This window comes from Chloroflexota bacterium (assembly GCA_014360905.1).
GTDB lineage: Bacteria > Chloroflexota > Anaerolineae > UBA2200 > UBA2200 > JACIWX01.
In genome coordinates, this window is the sequence record JACIWW010000012.1 from 53,625 (window position 1) to 80,003 (window position 26,379).

The window sequence follows — 26,379 nt, forward strand, 5'->3', positions numbered from 1 at the left end:
GAGAGGAGGTCTATTCATGAGAACACCGATTTTTGTGCGGGTCGAACGATTTGACTTGGAAAGTGTGGCACCCCGGATTGAAGCTATCCGGAACGACTTCGAGCGCTACCTAGACAGCTATCCGGTAAGGGCGGCACGCAGCAAACACAGCCTCATGGGGCCAGTGGGTAAGCTCTTGCAGGAGGCCAAGACCGGCAAATGGGACGCCGAAGCCCTAACTGGCTATGCCCTCAATATCCACCTCTCCAACCCGAGGGCCAAAGGGTTCATCAGTCAGGAAGCCAGGGAGGCTCTAAAGGATGGCGTCAGCAAGTTAATGACTCTGCTGCACGAAGTCCCGCCCACCGCCCAGGACAAGATCCTGGATCGTATTGACTACGGTCTGTACTTCATCCGCCGGGCCAAAGGGCTGGAATGGCTGGAGGACGTGCGTCGAGAATTTGTCCAATTCCTGCGGAAGCGCTACAACTCTGCTGAGGAACTGGCAAAGGCGTGGGGGGAGAAACTGGAGAACATAGGGCAGGATTTTGAGAGAATCCCCTACCCCAGCCGTCGGCTGTTTGAGGAAGCCAAGGATCAGAAGAAGAAGGACATTGCCGAGTTTGCTGAAAAAATCGCCAAACTGAAAGGCTACGAACTCGTCGAAGAAGAGGAGGAGGAACTCTAATGGATGCTTTCGCGAAAGTACAACCATACCTGGTTGAGCGGCCACGCCCGCTCATCGGTGCTGAGACAGTGCAACTCATCGTGATGCGCGAGATCCTTGATTACACAGTTCTGCGCACCGAGGAGACACGAGAGCTTAACGTTGTGCACACACCTCTCTCAGCCAAAAACAGCAGCGAACCAGTCCGCAGAGTGGCTTTTCTGGCCACAAAGCAAAAAGCAGCTGAGTCGCGGGAATTGGAGCATCTCTTGCGCACAGCACGTAGGGCTGTGGGCTTGCCCGAGCAGGAATGCTATCTCAAGGATAACCTCTGCATGCGGTGCCCTCGCTGTGGGCTTTTCGGCGGGACCAGCGTCGTCCCAGGGCAGGAGGAACGCGCGAACATTAAACACCGCATTGAATACTCTACTGCTTTCTCGCTGATGCCCTTCGAGGACATTGCCACCCGACTCACCTTCAACGCTATCAATGATCGCAACCTCACCACTGGACAGGCACTCGGTGACCGCCACGCTGTTCTGCCAGCCACTCTATTCCCCTCAGTTGTGACCCTGAAGAGCGTAACCCAACGGGAGCTGATCCTGACGATCAAGACCCTTCTGGCCTGCAAGAGCTATGGGGCGGAAAGCCGTATCGGTGGAGACGTACGCAACAGCATCTGGGGCATGGTGGCTGGCTGGGAGGAAGTCATCACCTCACTTGAGCTGACCCTTGAACTGTTCGATGAGATGGAAAACCTCTCTCCAGCCAAAGTGCTCGAGATTATCGCGCAAAAGTACGTGCCGCTAGCGGGTAATCCTGACAAGGTAGTGGTTCTGACGCTGGAAGAGGTTGACGCCCTGGTCACAGCCTGCGCCAGCACTGAGCTAGATCGTCCATTTATCGAGGAAGCCTATAAGGATATCGAAAAGTATCGCAGCGAGCAACTGGCTCGCTAAGGAGGCCACGACTATGCTTGAAGCCATCCGCTTGCAGGAGCATGGCATCCGGCTCTTTGTCTGCCGGTTATACAATCACGACTACCTGTGGTTTTCCTCGTACGAGATCAGCAAGCTATCGGTAGCATGGCCCATCATCCACAATTACGCCCTGACCTACTCTCTGGGGGATTTCTCTTATGGTATCTCCACCGAGACGGCGCCCCAGTACGAAGAGAACTTGGCTCACATTCCCTTGTACGCGACCCCAGCTGTAGCAACACAATGGAGTCGTACACGCATCACCTACAACGCTGTTAACGCTCGGTCGCTGCGTACAGATGATGCGCCACGGGGGATCAACAGTCCCGACTTGGGCTGGCGTCACTACATTGACCCGGTGTTTGCTGGTGGTGATGCCCTGAAAAGCAACCTGGGATTCAGTTGTTACCTATTCACCTTTGATGGAAGCAGGCCTAAGGGCGTGACCCGGCTGGGTAAGAAGGGGGCAGCCATGCGCATTCACTGGGAGGAGATACATAACCCGCTGGCACTTTTCAAGGACGAGCCAATACGACCTACCCATCCTGTGAACCCGCTGGATATCAGTGGGAACGCTGAGGTATACGATCCAGTACGTATCCCACCCCACTTGATCCTGCGTACAGCAGCCATTCGTGACGATTGGTTCGTCTTCGCTGGCTTTCACCGAGTACATGTGCCTAAGAGGGTGTTGGACCGATGCCGAGGGTAAAGACCAAACCGCTAACTCTGTCTCTGGTGAAGCATCCAGAGACTCAACACACTCTCTATCCTCACCAAGCAGTAATGTTGGATGCTTGGGAAAAGCATGACTCTTTTCTGCTGGTCACGAAGACGGGCACGGGCAAGACCATTGGTGCACTCCTGCCCGTGCTCAAACATCGCCAACGGGCTATCTGCGTTTACCCGACCAATGAACTGATCCGCGACCAGGTATGGAACATTGCCAAAATCGCAAAGCGGGAAGGCCTCAGCGTTTGCATTCAAATCCCAGATACCCCACCTGCGCAGTATGCTGCAGCCGACATTATCCTTGTCCACATCGACGCTGCTATGTTGGAGGCCTGGCGCAAGAAAAAGCACTTTAGCGCCAAATGGCAAGCGCTCAGGGAATTGCTAGAGGCAGACAAGCCCAAGATCATACTTACCAACCCAGACATCCTGTTTCTCATCTTTGCCTTGCGTTACCATGCCGAGCCTTTGGCAGCTCTCCAGGCGTATGATGCCTTAATCATTGATGAGTTTCACCTCTACTCCGGTGTCGAGTTGGCTCATGCCCTATTTATGGTGCACCTCGGCCGCAACTTGGGGACATTCCGCAAGGTCGTGCTGCTCAGCGCCACCCCTGCACGAGAGGTAGACGAGTATCTGGAGAAACTTCTTAACCCCTTCCGCATAGATGAAACCTCAACTTGCACTTATCCCGTAGTGGGTGAGCGCATAGCCGTAGAAACTGTTGAAGTCATCCCTAAGCTCGTGGGGACTGATGTAGTGGAGACGGCGGTGTCCATCATCAATGAACTACGAGAAGAGATCGTAAGCCTAAGGCAAAGCAACAACGCCACCGACTATATTCCGGCCGTCATTGTGCTTGATTCGGTGGTGAATGCGATCCGCTTAGAAGACAGGTTAGTTGAAGAAGGCTTTGAACGGGATGCCTTGGCCATTATCCGAGGGTTGTCGACACGAGAGGTACGCGACACGAGTGGGAAGCTCCTGGCTATTGGCACCTCAGCCATTGAAGTAGGGATTGACTTTAAGTGTGACTACCTGATCTTTGAGGCAAGTGAAGCTGCTTCTTTTATGCAACGTTTTGGCCGAGTGGGTCGGCACACTCCTGGCGCGGCTTATGTGCTTTGCAGGGCCAACGTTCTGGCCGGCATTGAAAATCTACCACCTCAGGTTGAGCGTGGCGCCCTGGAGGCACGTGTCTATGATTGGTATCCTAGCCCCGAACCCAGGGCATGGTTTGTCACGACATTCTCGGGGTTGCTGACAGCTTTCACTTTGGCAGAAAACATCGTCAGCAAGGTACGTGATGACTTCCGAGCCAGCCCTGGGCAAGTAGCTATCGTGGAAGCGCACATGGAACAGATCTGTGCCAATTATGCGACTATTATCGGGGCATCCGAAAAAATCTTCAAAAGAGCCAAGTCCTACATACGGAAGACGCATCAAGGGGATCAGGAAAAGCGTTGGTTGCAAGTTTACCGTGACCTCAATACATTCCGCACATCGTTGCCCAGCGAATGGGTATTAGATTTCGCTGAGCTGCAACGGCGTGGGGGTAACTGGGACAGAGCCAAATATACAGCAGATATAGCAACTCTGTTACGTCGAGCCGATGGCTTACGCTTTAACGAAAAGATCCCACATCCAGATGGTGGAATGGGAATGCTGACGGTGAAGGGATATGGGCGGTATAAGAAAGTCTGGGTCACCCCGAGCTTCACTGATGACCAGTGTGGAATCCCGTTCTGCACCAGCGACTTCCGAGAATTGCGCTTCATCCAGGAAGGGCACAAAACGTCAATTTCGCACGTGATGACCTTGCGTGATCACGTCTTCGTGGTTGTACCAAAAACCACTTGGCCCGACCTGGATTGGCGCTTACCAGTCTTCGAATGTGGCCAGCATTTGATAGCCTTCGATGGGACAGCATTGATGCTTTTGGAAATCTACAATCAGAAGTTAGCAAGATGGGGTCGGTCGAGCTCTTGAGCCCAAAGAGTACGATTCACTTTGAGGATGCTGGGAACAAACGCTCATCCATGCACTACCTTACTGCCTATCGCTTGCACGGGATTAGAACATTGTTGAAACAAGAGTGTACTGGAGGCCCTATGACCAACGATGACCATGCACCGGCCCTATTCCAGGGCAAATATCGCGTCCCGTCTGCACGCCTAAAGGGGTGGGATTATACCTCATCCGGCCTGTATTTCGTTACCATCTGTACCAAGGAGCGCATTCCGTTCCTGGGGGACATCGTGAACGGCGAAATGCACCTTTCCTCCATCGGTGAAATCGTGGCCGAAGAATGGCGGAAAACCGAACAAATCCGTCCCAACGTGATCCTGGATGCCTGGGTCATCATGCCCAATCACATGCACGCCATTATCGGCATTACCGCCGTTACGGTAGAGACGCCCCAACGGGATTTGGTTTCCGTAGAGACGCCCCAACGGGATCTGGTTTCCGTAGAGACGCCCCAACGGGATCTGGTTTCCGTAGAGACGCCCCAACGGGATCTGGTTTCCGTAGAGACGCCCCAACGGGATTTGGTTTCCGTAGAGACGCCCCAACGGGGCGTCTCTACGGCGACAACGACGACAACCACGTCTGTGCCACGGTTGCCACCCAATTCGCTGGGATCTATCATTGGGCAATTCAAATCGGTATGCACCAAACGCATCTGGGCCATGGGTTGGCACGATTTCGCCTGGCAGGCACGGTTCTATGACCACATTATTCGCCATGAGGTCTCCCTGCAGCGCATCCGACAGTACATCGTGGAGAATCCATCCCAATGGGAACAGGACCAAAACAATCCGACAAATCTATATATGTAAAATGGCGCTTGTGTTCCTGCGCCCTGCACAGCCATTGGATGAGGGAAAGGCACACGGCCTAATTATGAGAGAGTGGGAGTTGATGTATGCACCATTTCGCGGCTCATCGCCTGCGCTTCGTGGCCGAAGTGCAGACGCCCATTGAATTGAATGAGCACCAGGGCTCGGCCATTCGCGGAGCACTGTTCAAGGTCCTGCGGCGCAATTTTTGCCTGCAGCAGCACTTGGACTCCTGCCAGCCTTGCCCTCTGCACGCTTCCTGTCCGGTCAGTTTTCTGCTGGCCACCGTAGAGAATGAAGGATGGCGCGGTGCTGACTTGCCCCGCCCCTACACCATCGAGCCGCCGCTAGGAGCCACGCCATCCTATGCCCCTGGCGAGCGCCTGGAGTTCGGCCTGACCATGTTCTCACGCGCCCTCAACCTTTTCCCCTACGTGGTGGTTGGCGTCAATGCCCTGCAACGCGAGGGAATCGGGCGCAAGGTCAAAGCCAATGGCTGGCGTCGCGGCACTTTCCTCCTGCGTGAAATCTGGGCCGAAAACCCGCTCACTGGCTATCGCCAGCCGGTCATGCGTGCGGATGACCCTCTGGTCAACGTCCCCGACATACCGATCACGCACGAACAGATTATGGACTCATGCGCCGCTCTGGAAGGGAATGGGCCCGGGGGTGAGGTCACCTTGTTCTTCCTAACTCCCACGCGTCTCATCGAACAGGGGCGCCTTTTGCACACTCCGCTTTTCCGCCCGCTGCTGCAACGCCTGTTCGAACGGCTCTCCGCCCTCGCCCGGGCGTACTCGGATACGCCGCTGGAATTGGACTTTCGCGCCTTGCTGCAAGAGGCAGAGCAGATACGCTTGGCAGCAGATCACACCTACTGGGTGGAATGGGATAGTTACTCCACACGCCGCCAAACCCGCACGCCCATGAGCGGCTTCATGGGACGGGTTACCTATGCCGGACCTATTGAGCCATTCCTGCCCTGGTTGCTGTGGGGACAGTTCACTCACGTGGGCAAGGACGCGGTCAAAGGCAACGGCTGGTACCAACTGCTGGAGAAAGCGCTGTGAACAGTCCAAAAGGAGCACCGCAGTGGAGACGCAATACCTTATTGTAGATGAATTCGGCGTCTTTGTAGGCAAACACTCCGAGAGATTGCAGGTACGCAAAGGAGAGGAACTCCTGCAGGAAGCGCCGCTGTTCAACCTGGAAGGAGTCATTATCACCGGACGTGGTGTGGCTCTCTCTGCTGACGCCGTTACTGCCTGTGCCGATGCCGGCATCCCTGTGCACTTTGTCCATGTTTCGGGACGCATCAGCGCCAGCATCTTCTCTGCGGGGCTGACCGGCACCATCCAAACGCGTCGCTCACAACTGGAAGCTGCCCACAGCCGCCATGGCGTTGCCCTAGCCAAAGCTTTTGCCCTGGGCAAAATATCGAATCAGGCTGTCTTGATCCGCTATCTGGCCAAGTACCGCAAGGGCATCAAGCCCGACCTGCACCGTGAATTAGAGCAGCGCGCCGCCGAAATCATGGCTTGTGCCGCAGAATTGCGCGCTCTGCCCGGCCGCACCGCCGAAGAAATACGGCTCTCACTCCTGTCTATCGAGGGACATGCCGCAGAAAAATACTGGGAGGCCATACGCCTGGTTGTCCGTGTGCCCTCCGATTGGAAAGGGCGCAGCGGACGAGGCGCGACCGACCCAGTGAACGCCGCGCTGAACTATGGCTATGGCATCTTATACAGCCAAGTGGAACGGGCCATCGTTCTGGCCGGGCTCGACCCCTACGCTGGCTTCATCCACGCCGACCGGCCAGGCAAGCCAAGCCTGGTCTTGGACTTGGTGGAAGAATTTCGCGTCCCTGTGGTTGACCGCACGGTCTTTGCTATGATCAACCGTGGCACTCAGTTGGAATTGGATGCCGACAACCTCCTGGTGCAAAAGACACGCCGCACTATTGCGGAGAATGTCCTGGCACGGCTGGACAAAGCGGAGCGCTATGAACGTAAGAAACTGTCCTTGCGCCATATCATCCAATACCAAGCGCGGCATATCGCCACTTTCGTGCGCGGAGAGCGCGCCACGTACAAACCCTTTGTGGTCAGGTGGTGAGATCATGCGCTGCGTTGTCGTCTATGACATCCCAGATGATCGCGTTCGCACCCGAGTGGCAGACGTGTGCCTTGATTATGGCCTGGAACGCATCCAGTTTTCTGCCTTCCAGGGTTCGTTGGAACCATTCTATCAGGAGGAACTATTGCTCAAGGCAAAAAAGAAGGTGGGCAACAAGGAAGCCAACATCCAAGTCTTTCCCATTTGCGAAAGGGATTGGGAGAAGAGGCTAGTATGGATTCAGAAGGCAAAACAGGACAAGAAGTAGAAGCGGTCTCTTTTCGCGTCAGCGACCTGAAACAATATTTCTTCTGCCCACGGATCGTCTATTACCACTACTGCCTGCCCGCTGTGCGCCCGGTCATCTTCAAAATGCTCGTGGGTCGTGAACAGGGCGAGGAGGAGCACCTACGGGAGGAGCGACGTTCGCTGAAGGCATACGGGCTGCGGCAAGGGGAACGCTTCTTCAACCTGATGCTCTCCTCTCTACGGCTTGGACTGCATGGGCGGCTTGACTTGGCGATCAAAACAGATGATAATATCAGTAGGACCCTGGAAGCGATCCCGGTGGACTATAAACTGACGCCTGGGCGGACGGTGACGCATTTCATCCTCCAGGTGGTGGCCTACGGGATGCTGTTGGAAGAAGCGTGGAACATGCCGGTGCAGCGAGGATTTCTGTACCTGATTCCGGCACGCAGGGCGCGGGAGGTAGCGCTTACGCCCGAGTTACGTCGGCAAGTGCAGGCAGCGGTGGAGGCGATGCGGTATATCGTGACACGCGAAGCGATGCCTGCGCCGCCCCGCCAGCAGGCGAAATGCCGCATTTGTGAGTTTCGGCGCTTTTGCAACGACGTGTGATTTTTGGGCTCGCGACTGTCGCAAATGGAGCCTTTTTTGGCGCAAAAAGCGCTTTGCGCAGCCCGTGCACCTTAACAATTGCATCAGGACAAGCAAAGAGCAGTTATGGCAGGCAATCAGCTCTCGATCCGGGCATAGGATACGTGGAAATGCGGGGATAAGCGCATCAAACAGGGTTGATGACACGGCGTAGTGCTATCTGGCCTTTTAAAGCGGGGCGAATGAGTGAGTTGCAGACACTCGATCCGAGGATAGGATACTGAAAGATGGGCAACAGTGCTGCAAACCTGGGGCACTGACAGAGTTGCAGACACTCGATCCGAGGATAGGATACTGAAAGACCATTCCGTCCACCAATGCACCTTCCACACAATCAAGTTGCAGACACTCGATCCGAGGATAGGATACTGAAAGCACCAAAGCCCTAAATGGTCTTTTATCGGCACAGTCGTTGCAGACACTCGATCCGAGGATAGGATACTGAAAGTCGCTGCCCTTGACGCCGCCCGTTGGTCTGTGCCTTGTTGCAGACACTCGATCCGAGGATAGGATACTGAAAGATACAACCTGGTCTCCACGTGCCGCCGACAAAAACCAGTTGCAGACACTCGATCCGAGGATAGGATACTGAAAGAAAAAGTAACCGATTTATTGCGAAACGTTTTAGAGAAGTTGCAGACACTCGATCCGAGGATAGGATACTGAAAGAATGATGCTTTTGCTGTTTCGACAACGGATACTAGCAGTTGCAGACACTCGATCCGAGGATAGGATACTGAAAGGTTTTTAACTATTGCTTTACTATAAATGGCTGAGATTGTTGCAGACACTCGATCCGAGGATAGGATACTGAAAGTTCTTACCCACAGGCGGGGGGCGGCAAGGGATTAGTGTTGCAGACACTCGATCCGAGGATAGGATACTGAAAGCGTGGCTGAGCCTAATGAGCATGGCGGTAGTGACCAGTTGCAGACACTCGATCCGAGGATAGGATACTGAAAGGCTACTGTGCCAGAAGCCTACGTTCGGGTCAGGGCCGTTGCAGACACTCGATCCGAGGATAGGATACTGAAAGGTATAAATTGTGCCCCCAGATACGCGCTTTGTATAGTGGTTGCAGACACTCGATCCGAGGATAGGATACTGAAAGTGTTGCGATGCGCTTGATTCCACAGGGCTGGCAAAAAGTTGCAGACACTCGATCCGAGGATAGGATACTGAAAGAGTCGCCAATCATGGCGTATACAATACCGCCCGTGTAGGTTGCAGACACTCGATCCGAGGATAGGATACTGAAAGGCTGAAAATTGAAGGCGACGCCGCCATCATCGTTTCAGTTGCAGACACTCGATCCGAGGATAGGATACTGAAAGCAATGCACAAAACGAAGGCCAATGGCAAAATAAACTAGTTGCAGACACTCGATCCGAGGATAGGATACTGAAAGTGAGATATCCGCCAAACTACACGCCTTGCATGAGGAAGTTGCAGACACTCGATCCGAGGATAGGATACTGAAAGTATGTGGAAACGGCCATTGAGCATGTAGTGCCAGTAGGTTGCAGACACTCGATCCGAGGATAGGATACTGAAAGTTCGCTGAAACGCGAGTTGTACCCATTTCAGCGTGAGTTGCAGACACTCGATCCGAGGATAGGATACTGAAAGCTCGCCCTGTCCACATATGCGCATTTCTATGTATGCGTTGCAGACACTCGATCCGAGGATAGGATACTGAAAGGAGTTGACGTTAGGCGCATGTATCAAATGGGCGTGCTAGTTGCAGACACTCGATCCGAGGATAGGATACTGAAAGAGGAGCCTCAGTGGTCGCTTCAACACCCCTGCGGTTGCAGACACTCGATCCGAGGATAGGATACTGAAAGATGCCGAACGAGCCCGCGATCTGCAGGAATGGCACATGTTGCAGACACTCGATCCGAGGATAGGATACTGAAAGTTGTGGCTGAGCCTAATGAGCATGGCGGTAGTGACCAGTTGCAGACACTCGATCCGAGGATAGGATACTGAAAGAGTGCAGCGCGATAAGGTAATCGAGTATCTGTCCCCGAGTTGCAGACACTCGATCCGAGGATAGGATACTGAAAGTGCAAGTTCAAATGGTGCCAGTCAGGGTAAGCGCCGGTTGCAGACACTCGATCCGAGGATAGGATACTGAAAGTCATCAAAGAGATCACAAGCGACGCGGTATACCGCGTTGCAGACACTCGATCCGAGGATAGGATACTGAAAGTCAGCGACTGAATAAGCACGCTCTGTCCTAGGAGTTCGTTGCAGACACTCGATCCGAGGATAGGATACTGAAAGGTCGGTACTCACCCTGGAGTGGGATGAGGCTATTTATGTTGCAGACACTCGATCCGAGGATAGGATACTGAAAGCTTTTGGAGTGGTGTACCCAGGGATAGTTATCCGAGAAGTTGCAGACACTCGATCCGAGGATAGGATACTGAAAGAAACGTCCGCCACCAACTTGGCCAACGAATGGAACATGTTGCAGACACTCGATCCGAGGATAGGATACTGAAAGCTTGTCCAGGAATCGTTTTTGTGCAAATTTGCATCGTGTTGCAGACACTCGATCCGAGGATAGGATACTGAAAGGTGTGCCGCCCAATAGCGTTCAGCCCACTCTCTCGATAGTTGCAGACACTCGATCCGAGGATAGGATACTGAAAGCAGGTGAAGAAGAAAAGGGCATTGCCAGGTTAGCAGCAGGTTGCAGACACTCGATCCGAGGATAGGATACTGAAAGCATCTTTCGTCCCTCCTTACCGCAATCCATCCGCTGGTTGCAGACACTCGATCCGAGGATAGGATACTGAAAGACTACTATGACTACGACGTTGGTGTAAGCGCTATACAGAGTTGCAGACACTCGATCCGAGGATAGGATACTGAAAGGCCACGTCGCGGATTACGTTTGGCAAGTCACGCTCCCGGTTGCAGACACTCGATCCGAGGATAGGATACTGAAAGCTCAGCAAGTTCGGGAGTAAATGCCTCACGGACAGCCAGTTGCAGACACTCGATCCGAGGATAGGATACTGAAAGGCACCCGTTCAATTGTGTCCAGGACTGGTGCGTGGCGTTGCAGACACTCGATCCGAGGATAGGATACTGAAAGTTATGCGCATATGCAGTAATGCGTGGCAGATTATCCAGTTGCAGACACTCGATCCGAGGATAGGATACTGAAAGAGGTAGGCTTGCAGAGGGCGCAAGTTCCCGCTGTAAAGTTGCAGACACTCGATCCGAGGATAGGATACTGAAAGGCGTTTGTAAACGATCTCATGATAACTCCACCCAAACAGTTGCAGACACTCGATCCGAGGATAGGATACTGAAAGAATAAATTTGACAAATGGCGTCTACGACCTCGATAGGTTGCAGACACTCGATCCGAGGATAGGATACTGAAAGGTCGCTGACACTTCAGAGGGTTTCTGGCGCAGGATACGTGTTGCAGACACTCGATCCGAGGATAGGATACTGAAAGTCCAAGTTCAGACAAAACATTCACATCCCACTCTGCCAGGTTGCAGACACTCGATCCGAGGATAGGATACTGAAAGCATGAGCGCAAAAACGTTCCAGTGATAGCCATCACGAGTTGCAGACACTCGATCCGAGGATAGGATACTGAAAGCAAATGGCATCAGCCGCTGTACATCAACTGGCAAATTGTTGCAGACACTCGATCCGAGGATAGGATACTGAAAGCAAATAACAATGTAAACCCAGGGCGTTTGTTGGCTCAGTTGCAGACACTCGATCCGAGGATAGGATACTGAAAGATTGTGGCTGAGCCTAACGAGCACGGCGGTAGTGACCAGTTGCAGACACTCGATCCGAGGATAGGATACTGAAAGTGCAGCAATAACAACTGCAACGCCATATCCTACTTAGTTGCAGACACTCGATCCGAGGATAGGATACTGAAAGTGAGGGTAAGCGAGGGACACACGAAAAGCCATTGGATGTTGCAGACACTCGATCCGAGGATAGGATACTGAAAGCCGAAGGATGCGCAATGGCTACAGTTACGTCAACTAAGTTGCAGACACTCGATCCGAGGATAGGATACTGAAAGGCCTTGCGGGTCGGCTATGTCTTGTCTGCATCGCAGGTTGCAGACACTCGATCCGAGGATAGGATACTGAAAGTGATTGGTATGATGAGCTTGAGAAGCGGGCGCTTATAGGTTGCAGACACTCGATCCGAGGATAGGATACTGAAAGTGAGACGCTGGACAGCCCTGCCTGCGTCCGTTATATGTTGCAGACACTCGATCCGAGGATAGGATACTGAAAGGTAATTTCCACGGGCCCTCGGCGCAAGCAATGAAAAGTTGCAGACACTCGATCCGAGGATAGGATACTGAAAGGTTTATGCCCTGGCGGTTTTGTTCCGCCTTGAGTAGCGTTGCAGACACTCGATCCGAGGATAGGATACTGAAAGCGTGACGCACTTCAGATCCTGGGTCAAGTTCTGCCAGTGTTGCAGACACTCGATCCGAGGATAGGATACTGAAAGAGCAATTGTAAAAGCCGGATTTCATCACGCAGTGAGCGTTGCAGACACTCGATCCGAGGATAGGATACTGAAAGTGAATCGTACCGATCGTCCGCCAACCCAGATATATGTTGCAGACACTCGATCCGAGGATAGGATACTGAAAGGCGGCTACTGGTGCAAAGAATGCACAGCGTGCAAATGGGTTGCAGACACTCGATCCGAGGATAGGATACTGAAAGTTTCACGCTTGAAGCTGCGAATGCTCTGTATCTTGAGTTGCAGACACTCGATCCGAGGATAGGATACTGAAAGTTCCTTTTCCATCTTTAGCACTCTCCTTCAAGATTTGTTGCAGACACTCGATCCGAGGATAGGATACTGAAAGAAACACTTGCCGCATATGGGCCGCCATCACCAGTTCCGTTGCAGACACTCGATCCGAGGATAGGATACTGAAAGTTCGTCGGCGCCAAACTTGTCGCACAAACTCTGCAGCAGTTGCAGACACTCGATCCGAGGATAGGATACTGAAAGTGCGTCTCGATTTGTGTGTCACGGGTCACTCATGTTTAGTTGCAGACACTCGATCCGAGGATAGGATACTGAAAGACTGGATTGGCATGGGCGACTATGCAGAATTGATTAGGTTGCAGACACTCGATCCGAGGATAGGATACTGAAAGATTGATGCTGACCTAATCCACTTGCCAGCCCACAGCAGGTTGCAGACACTCGATCCGAGGATAGGATACTGAAAGTCGTTTCATCAATTTCTTGTTTCGTCAGGCCAAGATTGGTTGCAGACACTCGATCCGAGGATAGGATACTGAAAGCAAACTAAATATTTAGCATCGCGGTCATCAGTCCAGGTTGCAGACACTCGATCCGAGGATAGGATACTGAAAGTGCGTGACTTGATGCGGCGTAAAACGCACTGCGATACGTTGCAGACACTCGATCCGAGGATAGGATACTGAAAGTGATAGCAGCAATAATTTTCAGGTTTTCCTTAGTCCAAGTTGCAGACACTCGATCCGAGGATAGGATACTGAAAGACTGCTTGAGGAGTTTTTCGTCTGCTAATGCGTTGCGTTGCAGACACTCGATCCGAGGATAGGATACTGAAAGGCCACAGCCAAAACAATGCGCGTGGCCATCAGGATAAGTTGCAGACACTCGATCCGAGGATAGGATACTGAAAGCGACGAGGAGGCCGCGGCACAACTGCGCCAGGATTGGTTGCAGACACTCGATCCGAGGATAGGATACTGAAAGACCGATTAAGGGACCACCCCCGACCGCATCATCAATGGTTGCAGACACTCGATCCGAGGATAGGATACTGAAAGCATGGTTGCCGCGCAGTAGTGCCAAACACTTTGGCGGTTGCAGACACTCGATCCGAGGATAGGATACTGAAAGTCAATTTGCGTTAACGAGGGTGCTCCCCCTCCCTCGGTGTTGCAGACACTCGATCCGAGGATAGGATACTGAAAGCGTTCTCGCAAAAACCGGTTTCGTGTTGTCGGGCCGTGAGTTGCAGACACTCGATCCGAGGATAGGATACTGAAAGCAAATGCTGGCATAATGGCTGCCACATGGGCGCCGACCAGTTGCAGACACTCGATCCGAGGATAGGATACTGAAAGCAGGTCTTCAAGTTCTCCTCCTGGCTGTAGGTCCCTAGTTGCAGACACTCGATCCGAGGATAGGATACTGAAAGAATCGGCAAAAATGTCGCTCGTCAGTCACGGTTATAAGTTGCAGACACTCGATCCGAGGATAGGATACTGAAAGCGAGGTAAATTCGTGGTGCCGTGGGCTTTATCTCGAGTTGCAGACACTCGATCCGAGGATAGGATACTGAAAGGAATACTGTGAATATTATGCACATTGCAGGAGGTAAAGTTGCAGACACTCGATCCGAGGATAGGATACTGAAAGTTTCATAACTGCCAGTGGTAGTTGTAAGCCGCGTCAGAGTTGCAGACACTCGATCCGAGGATAGGATACTGAAAGCCCGAGTTGCCTTTCGTGAACGTACTACCTTGCGCTAGTTGCAGACACTCGATCCGAGGATAGGATACTGAAAGAGACAACAAGCCTGGCGAGACATGGACCACGCTGAAGTTGCAGACACTCGATCCGAGGATAGGATACTGAAAGAGTCTTTGATGTGGTTTTCCACTAGCATCTTGACATCGTTGCAGACACTCGATCCGAGGATAGGATACTGAAAGCTCTGGCTATGCAGGTAGCCACTCACACAGCGTGGCAGTTGCAGACACTCGATCCGAGGATAGGATACTGAAAGCTGAGTTTTCCGATAACGCCCGCACATAATCATCGGTTGCAGACACTCGATCCGAGGATAGGATACTGAAAGTCTTGCAACAATGCGCGCCAATGTGGTCTTGCCGCAGTTGCAGACACTCGATCCGAGGATAGGATACTGAAAGTCGTAAGCAGGCTGTAGTGCTTTTTCTCATCCTACAGTTGCAGACACTCGATCCGAGGATAGGATACTGAAAGCGTTGTCACCTAAGGGCATGATGGCATTAATTCAGCGTTGCAGACACTCGATCCGAGGATAGGATACTGAAAGCGAATCTGGCGCACTTGCATTGTATCGCCACTAATTGTTGCAGACACTCGATCCGAGGATAGGATACTGAAAGGTTCAGCGTCTGCAATTTGGACTAAGAGTTCAGCGTCGTTGCAGACACTCGATCCGAGGATAGGATACTGAAAGTTCCCCAGGCGGAGGCGATTGGCGCGGCTGAGGAAGTGTTGCAGACACTCGATCCGAGGATAGGATACTGAAAGCTGTGCGATCGCCGAACTAGAACACAACAGCCAGGTTATGTTGCAGACACTCGATCCGAGGATAGGATACTGAAAGGTGAAATCCCAAAGCATTTTGTTTATCGCATCCGCAAGTTGCAGACACTCGATCCGAGGATAGGATACTGAAAGGCACTTGCGCGGTGCAGATCCGCACTCATTGAATGGGAGTTGCAGACACTCGATCCGAGGATAGGATACTGAAAGTGTCTGGGTGACGCTCGTCTTTCACCATGTACGGCAAGTTGCAGACACTCGATCCGAGGATAGGATACTGAAAGCTTGCCCCCGCAAATCTTCACTGTTTTCTTTCACGTGTTGCAGACACTCGATCCGAGGATAGGATACTGAAAGCAAAGAACCGTCGCGCCTATCGCGCACCCAGCCGTTGAGTTGCAGACACTCGATCCGAGGATAGGATACTGAAAGGCCGTAAATCTATGATTGCATCCATGATTTCACGATTGTTGCAGACACTCGATCCGAGGATAGGATACTGAAAGCGGCAAAAAAGCAGCGGAAATCAATCCCCTACGCGAGAGTTGCAGACACTCGATCCGAGGATAGGATACTGAAAGACCGTCTCCACGCCAGCGACTAAAAAGTCAACGCTAAGTTGCAGACACTCGATCCGAGGATAGGATACTGAAAGTTGATGATGCGCCAAAGTGGGAGTGCAACATTAGATGTTGCAGACACTCGATCCGAGGATAGGATACTGAAAGACAATGCGCAACTTCAGTGGCTCATCGGTACTGCGGAGTTGCAGACACTCGATCCGAGGATAGGATACTGAAAGGTTCATTCACTCGGCGCGAGTAGCCAAGCGACAAGAGTTGCAGACACTCGATCCGAGGATAGGATACTGAAAGGTGAGCTTCCGGTAGTAGCTCAATAGCCGACAGCCACAGTTGCAGACACTCGATCCGAGGATAGGATACTGAAAGGCGATGTTGCAAATCCCTAGTGCAGGGTCATCAAAGTAAGTTGCAGACACTCGATCCGAGGATAGGATACTGAAAGCCTGATTCCATGGGACTTCAGCAGCTTCACTGTATCTGTTGCAGACACTCGATCCGAGGATAGGATACTGAAAGGTCGGGGGAGTGTGAACGGTCGGACCGTGAGAAACTTGTTGCAGACACTCGATCCGAGGATAGGATACTGAAAGAAAGCAAACAGGTTTTTCACCACCCAGTCGTTCATGTGGTTGCAGACACTCGATCCGAGGATAGGATACTGAAAGAATGACACCCTCCACTCGCTGGAAATTGAACTGGGCGAGTTGCAGACACTCGATCCGAGGATAGGATACTGAAAGATCACTTTAAGTCTCTGCTGGCCAAAGGTATTGTTCAAGTTGCAGACACTCGATCCGAGGATAGGATACTGAAAGTTCTCTTGGCTACCTCCAATCGCTGTTCGGCGGGGAGTTGCAGACACTCGATCCGAGGATAGGATACTGAAAGGACTACGATGGGGGAGCGAGGACAGTATCCACTGGTTCCAGTTGCAGACACTCGATCCGAGGATAGGATACTGAAAGGCTGCTGAAAATCCTGCAGGTACAACAATTACAATCGTTGCAGACACTCGATCCGAGGATAGGATACTGAAAGCTTTCCACGGTCAAATTGATGTCCAGGCATACAGAAGTTGCAGACACTCGATCCGAGGATAGGATACTGAAAGCTCTGCAGTGCCGCCCTAAATTGGGCTTCGGTCGGTTGTTGCAGACACTCGATCCGAGGATAGGATACTGAAAGAATATGGCTCGCCTGCAAATGCCTCAAAACCTCCCAGTTGCAGACACTCGATCCGAGGATAGGATACTGAAAGCCTTTCTCCATTGCCTATGCCTGGTTGGGGCGGCGAGGGTTGCAGACACTCGATCCGAGGATAGGATACTGAAAGCTTGCTAAACTTCTAGAAGCCCAAATACTTGCAGAGAAGTTGCAGACACTCGATCCGAGGATAGGATACTGAAAGTCATCAGAGAAGCCCGCCTTGGCTAGTTCAGTTCGCAAAGTTGCAGACACTCGATCCGAGGATAGGATACTGAAAGTACTTGCTGTACCTAAACTTTGCCATGATGTCAAACCAGGTTGCAGACACTCGATCCGAGGATAGGATACTGAAAGTTTCGTCTGGGCTGGGCTTTGTTTTACCGTGTCAGAAATAGTTGCAGACACTCGATCCGAGGATAGGATACTGAAAGGCGTTTTGAGACGAACCAGGCGCACACAATCTGATGCGTTGCAGACATTCGATCCGAGGATAGGATACTGAAAGCACGCCATTTTGCATACACGCCGTAGTCTTGGGCATAGAGTTGCAGACACTCGATCCGAGGATAGGATACTGAAAGCCGCCAGGTCATTTGGCTCCCCTCCCAGCAAGATTGGTTGCAGACACTCGATCCGAGGATAGGATACTGAAAGACGACTGCGCCATACTTGACCAAGGGCGAGGATGGGGTTGCAGACACTCGATCCGAGGATAGGATACTGAAAGGCAGAGAGGAACACAAGCGGCAATTAGCATGCCCAAAGTTGCAGACACTCGATCCGAGGATAGGATACTGAAAGTAACTTTGTAAATGACCTTGCAGACCCTTCACCAAGGTTGCAGACACTCGATCCGAGGATAGGATACTGAAAGCCTCTTCTGTAGTGTCTGCAACTTTGGCTAGGAAGTCAAGTTGCAGACACTCGATCCGAGGATAGGATACTGAAAGGCATATCCGAAGCCCGTGCACGTGCACTTCTGGAGCAGTTGCAGACACTCGATCCGAGGATAGGATACTGAAAGGTGATCTCCAGGGCCGGGGGTGACTCGTGGACGGTCAGTTGGTTGCAGACACTCGATCCGAGGATAGGATACTGAAAGCTCACCCTGAACTCCTTTCTCGGTGAAGTCAGGTTGGTTGCAGACACTCGATCCGAGGATAGGATACTGAAAGACAAAGAGACTGCTTTCCATATAAACACAATGGACGTGGTTGCAGACACTCGATCCGAGGATAGGATACTGAAAGTTGGGATATGGAGATGTGAAAACGCTTGGTTTCAAATGTTGCAGACACTCGATCCGAGGATAGGATACTGAAAGCAAGAGCGCAAAAATGTGCCAGTGATGGCTAACACAAGTTGCAGACACTCGATCCGAGGATAGGATACTGAAAGTGCCCAGTCGCACAAGTAGTGCGCGCAGTTTTCATAATAGTTGCAGACACTCGATCCGAGGATAGGATACTGAAAGATCTGTCCAGTGCGTCTCCTGGCGGCCAGTGTCGTTTCGTTGCAGACACTCGATCCGAGGATAGGATACTGAAAGGGAGTGGGGCAAGCCAATCTCAAATGATTTAATACGCGTTGCAGACACTCGATCCGAGGATAGGATACTGAAAGTAAATTCTTCGGGTTTTAGTCCTAGATACCAGGATTTCAGTTGCAGACACTCGATCCGAGGATAGGATACTGAAAGGCTCTTGCCACGTTTCTCTGGCGCTAAGATTGCAATGAAAGTTGCAGACACTCGATCCGAGGATAGGATACTGAAAGATTGTCCTGTTTCCAGGGCCAATAGCACTTGGTGTATTTCGTTGCAGACACTCGATCCGAGGATAGGATACTGAAAGCGTGCAAAGTACCGCGCACATCGAAGCGATAATCGCGTTGCAGACACTCGATCCGAGGATAGGATACTGAAAGGCCGCCGGCGGCAGAGCGCGTTGGCGAGAGCCCGAAGAAGTTGCAGACACTCGATCCGAGGATAGGATACTGAAAGCCTGCTGAGGCCAGTCGTGCCTAATTCAGTATAAAGTTGCAGACACTCGATCCGAGGATAGGATACTGAAAGTGATCAGAAACTCCACACCACTTACTGCTGGCATTCTTAGTTGCAGACACTCGATCCGAGGATAGGATACTGAAAGTAATTTCGCGGTTTGTCACGGCCCCCGACTTCACCTGTTGCAGACACTCGATCCGAGGATAGGATACTGAAAGCGAGATAAATCCGTGGTGCCGTGGGCTTTATCTCGACTAGTTGCAGACACTCGATCCGAGGATAGGATACTGAAAGGTGGAAACATACGGTCGCCCACGCGGTCTGGTGTAGGAGTTGCAGACACTCGATCCGAGGATAGGATACTGAAAGCTATGTTTATGTCCAGTAATCGGGTCGAACGGGTCACGTTGCAGACACTCGATCCGAGGATAGGATACTGAAAGGGCGTAGAAGTACAGCGCCTGGCTTGTTACGTTATGAGTTGCAGACACTCGATCCGAGGATAGGATAGTCGCACACGAGATTGCTTCGGGCGCAGAGCGCCCTCACCATGACACGCTTCCCTGCTCTTCTGGCGTGGGCAACAGCCCACGCCAAGCGGGTCGGATGTCAAGCCCCTTCAGGGGCTTCTTCATATTCAGACAGGGAATTCATTACCCAGCCACGCAAGCGCACTGAAATGCGCATCGTTTGTAGTGAGCGCTTTAGCGCTCATGCGCACTTCAGCGCGCACTACGAACCCAACAGGAAAGGCGGCTAGAAAAGCCGCCCTACTCATCACTCCCGCGATTGCTTCAGACGCACGGCGCCCTCGCCATGACATTACATTGATCAAGGTGTAGGACAATATTTTGGCTAGGGTCTCCTTTGTGATTCACGCCTTTTGTGTGGTACAATAAAACCTTAGCATGAAAGAGAATGGATATGGAGGCGCACACATGGAGACACGACCCTTTGGCAAAACAGGAGCGCAATTGCCCATTCTGAGCCTGGGCTGTCAGCGCTTGGTGGACGAGGAAGGCTGCACCGAGGAGCAAGCCGTGGCCATCCTGAACACAGCGCTTGCCCGAGGCATGCGCTACTTCGACACGGCGTGGATTTACTCGGATGGACAGAGCGAAGAGCGCGTGGGCTTGGTGGCAAAGCATCGGCGCAAGGAGATGTGGATTGCGACCAAGACCTGGGATACCACTCGGGATGGCGCGCGACGCCAACTGGAAGAGAGCCTGAAACGGCTGCAGACGGATTACGTGGACGAGTGGCGCTTGCACAATGTGTCGCGTTTCGAACGGCTCGATGCCATGACCGCCAAAGGCGGTGCATTGGAGGCAGCCATCCAAGCGCGGGAAGAAGGGCTGGCGCGCTTCATCAGCATCTCTGGCCATGGCAACCCGCAGGTGCTCATCGAGGCACTGCGCCGTTTCCCCTTCGACACGGTGCTGGTGGCCGTGTCCGTGCTGGATCACTTCATCTACAGCTTCGCGGAGGAATTCTTACCTGTAGCACAGCAGCAGGGCGTGGGCGTGGTCGGGATGAAGGTATTCGGCTACAAAGTGTTGGCGCATGTAGCGGAACGTGCCCTGCGCTACGCCCTGGCGCTGCCGCTGACTACGGTGATCGTGGGCTGCTCGAAGATGTCCGAACTCGAGGCAGACCTGGCGGTGGCGGAGAGATTTGTCCCGCTGAGTGGTGCCGAGCGCTTACAGCTTTACCGCGACGTGCTGCCCTTGGTCAAGCCGCAGAACATGCCATGGAAGGCAGAGGATTGGGACAATCCAGTGGAATGGAAAAAGCGCGTCGAACCAGCGGGACTGCCACACTGACACTCATCACTCATCACTTACCAGGAGAAAACACACATGGATATCAAACACGTGGACGGAGAGAACAAAGGACAGGTATTCCTCTATGCCTTGAGCACCTGTGGCTGGTGCAAGAAGACCAAGGCTTTTCTGAGCGAATTAGGAGTGGCGTACAGTTATGTAGATGTGGACTTGGAGCAGGGCGCCGAGCGGGAGAAAGTGCTGTCAGAGGTGCGCCGCTGGAATCCGAGCACTTCGTTTCCCACGACCGTCATCAATGACGCTATCTGCGTGGTCGGCTTCCAGCCGGACAAACTCAAGGAGGCATTGGGGCTGTGAGCAGTAGTCCAACGCCAGAACAGATCACGGAACGGTACAAGAAACTGAAGCGCGAGGCGGAAGCAGGAGGCTATCACCTTAATCCGGATATTGAGTTCACCAGGGAATTGGTGGAGGGGCTGCTCATCAACGAAGCGCGTTATGGATACCCTTCGTGTCCGTGCCGCATCGCCTCCGGGGTCAAGGAAGAGGACCTGGACATCATCTGCCCTTGTGACTACCGTGATCCGGATCTGAATGAGTACGGTGCTTGCTATTGCGCGCTTTACGTGTCCCAGGCGGTGCTGAAGGGCGAACAGCAGGTGCGCTCCATTCCCGAACGCCGTCCTCCGCCAGAAGAGAGGAAGAAGCGAACGCAGCACCCGGCGGGCATTCCTTCTGCCCTGCCTTACCCGGTATGGCGGTGCAAGGTCTGCGGCTATCTCTGTGCACGCGATGAGCCGCCTGAGATATGCCCCATCTGCAAGGCAAAGAAAGAACGATTCGAGAGGTTTCTGTAAGTAGCCATTGCCCGTCTGGTTCCTGTTATATCGGGAACAACGAGGGCGATGAGGCAAAGTTGTTCGATCCAGTAGGAAACGAGGTGGATAAATGATGGAAGTATTGATGACTTTCTTTTGTGAACTCGAAGCAGAACGCCTACAGGAACTGTTTGCGGATGGGACAGTGATAGCGGGACTGCGCGCTGTGCAGGGTCAGGTGAGCCTGGGCATCCTGGACCTGAGTGCAGAGCGCGCTGCAGTAGTCCGTGCCCTGAATCAAAACGGGATACCGGTCACAGCCTGGCAGCTATTGCCCAAGGAGCAGGGCTACTGGTTCAACGTGGACAATGCCCCGCAGGCGGCCAACCGCTACCTGGCATTCAAACGCTGGACGGCGGAGCATGGACTGCAATGGGATGGCATCGGATTGGACATCGAACCGGACATCCGGGAAATGCGGCTACTGTCGGTGGACAAGCGCAGCCTGCTGCCCGTGCTGCTCAAAAGGGGTCTGGATGGGGAACGGTTGCGCCGTGCGCAGATGCAGTACCAGACACTCGTGGCGCAAATCCGCGCCGACGGTTACCGTGTGGACAGTTACCAAATGCCGCTGATTGTGGACGAGCGCAAGGCCGGCTCGACCTTGTTGCAGCGTCTGGGCGGCTTGGTGGACATCGCGGTAGACCGCGAGGTGCTCATGCTGTACAGCAGCCTCTTCCGGCCGTATGGGACTGGCATGCTGTGGAGCTATGCCCCAGACGCGCAATCAGTGGGGGTGGGCGTTACCGGCGGTGGAGTGGAGATCGAGGGAGTCCCTGCTGCTCCACCTCTGACCTGGGAAGAGTTCTCCCGCGATTTGTGCTTGGCGCGGCGTTGGACCAATGACATCCATATCTTCAGCCTGGAGGGCTGCGTGCAGCAGGGCTTTCTCAACCGCTTGGTGGATTTCGACTGGGAACAGCCAGTCGTGCCGCCTGTGGAGAGCGCGGCGCAGGTGCAGCGCTTGCGCCAAGCATTGCGCGCCGCACTGTGGGCCAGTGCGCATCCCTGGCTGATGACGGTGGGGTTCCTGAGCGTGGTATGTCTGCTGTGCAGTGGGCGTAGAACGAAGAGCGGAAAACGTAATCAGTAGTCGCGCCACCAGTCCTTGCGCGAACGCGGGTCGAGGAAGGTACCACAATCGCGGATGGCGATGCCCACCTGATTGTTGCGGGCACGTCCAAAGGCTTGGCGTGGGCGCAGAGCAGGCAGTTGGCTTCGTCCTGCTTCGTTACAGGCACGGTACAGTGCTAACAAAGCTGGATCCACACAGACGCCCTCCACGTGCAACGTGTAGCCATAGACCACATTGTCTTCGCGCGTATATTTGAGCGTGATGCGCTCTTCGCTGGCATAGAGCACGAGCACCTCGCAGCCGCTGCCAATGGTATAGCCCGAATCAGGGACGTGCAGCGTCTCTCCAGGCGTTGTCTCCAGGAAGAGCAAGGTCACTGGTGGATTGGTGATGGGCAACCCGCGCCTCATCTGCACCCAGTCCCAAAGGTACACCTGGCAGGTGAGACGAAAGAGGGGTAGGCGAGGTTCAGCAAAGAGGCCGGCAAACTGCGGCGCAGCAGGATCTGCTTGTCCATCGTATTCGACCAGACCCTTGTGGGCATCAGTAGGCACATAGCCTTGGATGGCGAGATTGAAATCCGGATGCACTTCTGCCGGCAAATGCGGGCCAGGCGGGTACGCGGAGAGAGTGGTATAGCGTTCGCCGTTGAGGGGCTGGCAAGGCTCACTGTGAAATATCAGGGGCAAGTGCACCTTGAACGCTGGAGACGAGGCGGACAGCGAAGCCACGACCAGACTGCCCCTGACTAGCAGGACAAATGCCGTGATGACAGACAAGCCAAACCAGTGCCATGAGCAAACGCGATAAGGTGAGTTCACGAGCAGAGATTATGCCCCAAATTATCTCAAGAGGCAAGACACCATGCAACAGGGCGCGGAACTTCTTTTCCTGGATGGAGTGAGGTCATGCCGCATTGTGCGGCGTGTGAACCGCTTTGTCGTCGCAGTGGAGATCCAAGGACAAAGCGCTTATGCTTGGCTCAACAATACGGGGAGGTTGCTCGAATTTCTCACCCCAGGCAGGGTAGGATTCTGCTTGGCACGGCCAGGCTCCGGCAAAACATCCTACCGCTTATTTGCTATGCAGGAAGGAGAGTTAGGTGCGCTCATTGACACCCAGCTCCAGATGCGCTCCTTTGAGCAGTGCCTGGATCGGAGACTGCTTCCCTGGCTACCAAGTGCGTGTACGTGGAAACGCAACGTCAGGCTTAACCGCTCCGTGGTGGACTATCAGTTGCAGTGCGAAAGCAGCCGAGTGTATCTGGAAGTGAAGAGCGCCGTGCTGAAACAGGGGCGCTACGCTATGTACCCTGACTGCCCCTCCACCAGGGGCAGGAGGCATATCCAAGAACTGATGAACCATGTCAGCCAGGGGGGTAAAGCCTACCTTGTGTTCATGGCAGCATTGCCTGGGGTAGAATTTTTCCGCGCGAATCGCCTGGCTGATGCAGAGCTTGCTTCCTTGCTATTCCGTGCCCACTGCGCCGGAGTGGAGGTACACTCGGTAGGTCTGTTTTATGCCCCGCAGAACGGCGCAGTTGTCCTGTTCGATGCCGATTTACCAGTTGATTGGGGTCAGTGAGCCAGTGCTGGTAAGGCATCCAATTGGCGGAATTGATACCTGTCTGGAGGGGAACGCCTGCTAAGGGCTAGCCGGAATTAGTAGCGGCGGGTTCGTCTTCCGCCTCGGCGGTCATCGTAGCGGCGCTCCTGCCTCTCACGCGGTGGACGCGCCTCGGCGACCGTGATCTGACGCCCTTCGAACTCCTGGCCGTTCAGCCTGTTGATAGCATCCCGCGCAGCTTCGTCGGTGGCCATCTCTACAAAACCAAAGCCCTTGGAGACGTTAGTCATGCGATCGGAGATAATGGTTGCAGAAACAACCTCGCCTATCGTAGTGAATAAATTGCGCAAGGCATCCGCGGTTACGCTATAATTGAGATTTCCCACATACAATTTCTTGGTCATGCACATCCTTTCCTTAAAAATGAATGCGGAGACGCACTCGATAAACCCCGCGCGCCTCCGCATTACATTATGTCACCTACAGGGGGACAACGTTCGTAGCCTGCGGGCCCTTAGGGCTATCTTCTATGCTGAATTCGACGCGCTGGCCTTCTTCCAGCTTGCGAAAGCCGTTGGTCTGTATCGCGCTATGGTGCACGAAGACGTCGCTACCCTGCTCCCGCGAGATAAAACCGTAGCCTTTGCTGCTGTTGAACCACTTGACAGTGCCGATAATACGTTCGCTCACAGTCGGATGCTCCTTTCTTTTGTTGATGGATAGAAGGAGGAAATGCACCCGACATGTGCGCATACAAAAAGCCAAGGCTCAGTGAACCTCGGCAGATGCACTTGCTAGCCAGTTGGGGTACTTCCTACATTCTATTGCGGAAACAGTCTAGCACACAATCGCAGATTTGTCAAATTGGCAGGAAGAGCAGAGCAGGGGCGCAATTGAATTGCGCCCCTGCAGCGCTCATGGGCGTCAGGGATTGAAATCCCTGGCTAAAAAGAAAAAGCCCCTGTAAGGGGCTTCTCACATTCAGCCGGGGAATTCATTCCCCGGCCACGCACCAGGCGGACAACAGCCCGCCGTCAATCAAGAAACCAGGTTTCTCCTAGAAACCTGGTTTCTTTTTGCGTCCCTGGCGTGGGCTGTTGCCCACGCCGAGCGGAACTTATCACTCATCACTTATCACTTATCACTCACGAGATTGCTTCGTCGCAAAAAGCGCTCCTCGCAATGACATGACAAAGAGAAGGCTGAAATTTCTTTACCTCGCTGATTTGACAAATCTGCCACTTTTACACTATACTATTGTTACAAGACCCCGGACGTCGGGGTCTTGTTTGTGATGGACACTTGAAAAAGGACTTGGGCAATTTGACTTGTGCCATGAATGTACTATAATGTTTGGTCAAACCATAGCGGGTGGAATGTCCCTGCTGCTCTGATATGCACCAGTATGCCCTCGTAGCTCAGTCGGTAGAGCACATTCTTGGTAAGAATGGGGTCACCAGTTCAAGTCTGGTCGAGGGCTTGTGCGCCCAAATCAATGGTTGGAGCAAGGTGAGGTAGCCTGGTTCGTCCTCATCTTGGCACCATAGACCTAGCCGGGGACTGCTATGGCAGAGATACGAATAAGTAAAGGAGGTCTTTGCAATGGCCAAGAGAAAATTTGAGCGGACCAAGCCGCACGTGAACGTAGGCACGATTGGGCACGTGGACCACGGCAAGACGACGCTGACTGCGGCGATCACCAAAGTGCTAGCGATGAAGGGTCTGGC

General features: G+C 53.2%; 18 protein-coding genes, 1 tRNA gene and 1 CRISPR repeat array. Of the genes, 16 read left to right on the forward strand and 3 right to left on the reverse strand.

Going from position 1 to position 26,379, the window contains the following annotated elements:
• The first annotated feature begins 16 nt into the window (after positions 1-16).
• From H5T67_06815 to H5T67_06875, 13 genes are all read left to right on the forward strand, one after another.
• Positions 17-667: a beta-galactosidase gene (locus tag H5T67_06815; GenBank protein MBC7245031.1), complete on the forward strand. Its 651-nt coding sequence runs from the start codon at positions 17-19 to the stop codon at positions 665-667.
• Positions 667-1,605: a type I-D CRISPR-associated protein Cas7/Csc2 gene (gene cas7d, locus H5T67_06820; protein ID MBC7245032.1), complete on the forward strand. Its 939-nt coding sequence runs from the start codon at positions 667-669 to the stop codon at positions 1,603-1,605. The genes H5T67_06815 and cas7d overlap by 1 nt, the downstream gene beginning before the upstream one ends.
• Positions 1,606-1,618: 13 nt before the next feature.
• On the forward strand, positions 1,619-2,338 hold the full coding sequence (gene cas5d, locus H5T67_06825; protein MBC7245033.1) for a type I-D CRISPR-associated protein Cas5/Csc1: 720 nt from the start codon (positions 1,619-1,621) through the stop codon (positions 2,336-2,338).
• On the forward strand, positions 2,326-4,347 hold the full coding sequence (cas3, locus tag H5T67_06830; protein MBC7245034.1) for a type I-D CRISPR-associated helicase Cas3': 2,022 nt from the start codon (positions 2,326-2,328) through the stop codon (positions 4,345-4,347). The genes cas5d and cas3 overlap by 13 nt, the downstream gene beginning before the upstream one ends.
• Before the next feature lie 122 nt (positions 4,348-4,469).
• Positions 4,470-5,198, forward strand: coding sequence for a transposase (locus H5T67_06835; GenBank protein ID MBC7245035.1), 729 nt, complete (start codon positions 4,470-4,472; stop codon positions 5,196-5,198).
• A gap of 86 nt (positions 5,199-5,284) precedes the next feature.
• The gene (cas6, locus tag H5T67_06840; protein ID MBC7245036.1) at positions 5,285-6,268 is read left to right on the forward strand and encodes a CRISPR system precrRNA processing endoribonuclease RAMP protein Cas6; all 984 of its coding nucleotides are present in this window, start codon (positions 5,285-5,287) and stop codon (positions 6,266-6,268) included.
• On the forward strand, positions 6,153-7,313 hold the full coding sequence (gene cas1 / locus H5T67_06845) for a CRISPR-associated endonuclease Cas1 (protein ID MBC7245037.1): 1,161 nt from the start codon (positions 6,153-6,155) through the stop codon (positions 7,311-7,313). The genes cas6 and cas1 overlap by 116 nt, the downstream gene beginning before the upstream one ends.
• 4 nt (positions 7,314-7,317) lie before the next feature.
• The gene (gene cas2 / locus H5T67_06850; protein MBC7245038.1) at positions 7,318-7,581 is read left to right on the forward strand and encodes a CRISPR-associated endonuclease Cas2; all 264 of its coding nucleotides are present in this window, start codon (positions 7,318-7,320) and stop codon (positions 7,579-7,581) included.
• Complete coding sequence (gene cas4 / locus H5T67_06855) at positions 7,548-8,174, forward strand: CRISPR-associated protein Cas4 (GenBank protein MBC7245039.1); 627 nt, start codon at positions 7,548-7,550, stop codon at positions 8,172-8,174. The genes cas2 and cas4 overlap by 34 nt, the downstream gene beginning before the upstream one ends.
• Before the next feature lie 229 nt (positions 8,175-8,403).
• Positions 8,404-19,866: direct repeats of the CRISPR family, unit length 37 nt; unit sequence GTTGCAGACACTCGATCCGAGGATAGGATACTGAAAG.
• Between the two features lie 421 nt (positions 19,867-20,287).
• Entirely contained in the window at positions 20,288-21,172 is an 885-nt protein-coding gene (locus H5T67_06860) for an aldo/keto reductase (GenBank protein MBC7245040.1), read from the forward strand.
• Positions 21,173-21,208: 36 nt separating this feature from the next.
• Entirely contained in the window at positions 21,209-21,490 is a 282-nt protein-coding gene (locus H5T67_06865; GenBank protein ID MBC7245041.1) for a glutaredoxin family protein, read from the forward strand.
• 23 nt (positions 21,491-21,513) lie between these two features.
• Positions 21,514-21,990: a ferredoxin:glutaredoxin reductase gene (locus H5T67_06870; protein MBC7245042.1), complete on the forward strand. Its 477-nt coding sequence runs from the start codon at positions 21,514-21,516 to the stop codon at positions 21,988-21,990.
• A 91-nt stretch (positions 21,991-22,081) separates the two neighbouring features.
• A complete protein-coding gene (locus H5T67_06875) occupies positions 22,082-23,104 on the forward strand; it encodes a hypothetical protein (protein MBC7245043.1) in 1,023 nt (340 codons plus the stop codon).
• On the opposite strand, the gene H5T67_06880 is transcribed toward H5T67_06875, so the two are convergent.
• Positions 23,098-23,907 carry a hypothetical protein gene (locus H5T67_06880; protein MBC7245044.1) on the reverse strand — a complete coding sequence of 270 codons (810 nt, stop codon included), beginning with the start codon at positions 23,905-23,907 and terminating at the stop codon, positions 23,098-23,100. The two genes, H5T67_06875 and H5T67_06880, sit on opposite strands and share 7 nt — an antisense overlap.
• Before the next feature lie 43 nt (positions 23,908-23,950).
• Here H5T67_06880 and sfsA point away from each other — a divergent pair, with 43 nt between their 5' ends.
• Positions 23,951-24,670 (forward strand): DNA/RNA nuclease SfsA, encoded by a 720-nt coding sequence (gene sfsA / locus H5T67_06885; protein MBC7245045.1) that lies wholly within the window; start codon positions 23,951-23,953, stop codon positions 24,668-24,670.
• Between the two features lie 77 nt (positions 24,671-24,747).
• Here sfsA and H5T67_06890 read toward each other — a convergent pair whose 3' ends face one another.
• Both H5T67_06890 and H5T67_06895 read right to left on the reverse strand, forming a co-directional pair.
• Positions 24,748-25,056, reverse strand: a complete 309-nt coding sequence (locus H5T67_06890) for an RNA-binding protein (GenBank protein MBC7245046.1) — start codon at positions 25,054-25,056, stop codon at positions 24,748-24,750.
• A 76-nt stretch (positions 25,057-25,132) separates the two neighbouring features.
• Positions 25,133-25,405 (reverse strand): cold-shock protein, encoded by a 273-nt coding sequence (locus H5T67_06895; protein MBC7245047.1) that lies wholly within the window; start codon positions 25,403-25,405, stop codon positions 25,133-25,135.
• A gap of 654 nt (positions 25,406-26,059) precedes the next feature.
• Between H5T67_06895 and H5T67_06900 the strand changes: the two genes are divergently transcribed.
• A tRNA-Thr gene (locus H5T67_06900) sits at positions 26,060-26,132 on the forward strand.
• Positions 26,133-26,254: 122 nt separating this feature from the next.
• Positions 26,255-26,379: elongation factor Tu (gene tuf, locus H5T67_06905; GenBank protein MBC7245048.1), on the forward strand; the 125-nt coding region annotated here is incomplete at its 3' end.

Coding starts and splice junctions, on each gene's coding strand:
- cas2 (MBC7245038.1), top strand. CDS start 7,318: ATGCGCTGCGTTGTCGTCTATGACATCCCAGATGATCGCGTTCGCACC.
- cas5d (MBC7245033.1), top strand. CDS start 1,619: ATGCTTGAAGCCATCCGCTTGCAGGAGCATGGCATCCGGCTCTTTGTC.
- H5T67_06895 (MBC7245047.1), bottom strand. CDS start 25,405: ATGCGCACATGTCGGGTGCATTTCCTCCTTCTATCCATCAACAAAAGA.
- sfsA (MBC7245045.1), top strand. CDS start 23,951: ATGCAACAGGGCGCGGAACTTCTTTTCCTGGATGGAGTGAGGTCATGC.
- cas7d (MBC7245032.1), top strand. CDS start 667: ATGGATGCTTTCGCGAAAGTACAACCATACCTGGTTGAGCGGCCACGC.
- H5T67_06860 (MBC7245040.1), top strand. CDS start 20,288: ATGGAGACACGACCCTTTGGCAAAACAGGAGCGCAATTGCCCATTCTG.
- cas1 (MBC7245037.1), top strand. CDS start 6,153: ATGCCGGACCTATTGAGCCATTCCTGCCCTGGTTGCTGTGGGGACAGT.
- cas3 (MBC7245034.1), top strand. CDS start 2,326: ATGCCGAGGGTAAAGACCAAACCGCTAACTCTGTCTCTGGTGAAGCAT.
- H5T67_06875 (MBC7245043.1), top strand. CDS start 22,082: ATGATGGAAGTATTGATGACTTTCTTTTGTGAACTCGAAGCAGAACGC.
- cas6 (MBC7245036.1), top strand. CDS start 5,285: ATGCACCATTTCGCGGCTCATCGCCTGCGCTTCGTGGCCGAAGTGCAG.
- cas4 (MBC7245039.1), top strand. CDS start 7,548: ATGGATTCAGAAGGCAAAACAGGACAAGAAGTAGAAGCGGTCTCTTTT.
- H5T67_06815 (MBC7245031.1), top strand. CDS start 17: ATGAGAACACCGATTTTTGTGCGGGTCGAACGATTTGACTTGGAAAGT.
- H5T67_06835 (MBC7245035.1), top strand. CDS start 4,470: ATGACCAACGATGACCATGCACCGGCCCTATTCCAGGGCAAATATCGC.
- H5T67_06890 (MBC7245046.1), bottom strand. CDS start 25,056: ATGACCAAGAAATTGTATGTGGGAAATCTCAATTATAGCGTAACCGCG.
- H5T67_06865 (MBC7245041.1), top strand. CDS start 21,209: ATGGATATCAAACACGTGGACGGAGAGAACAAAGGACAGGTATTCCTC.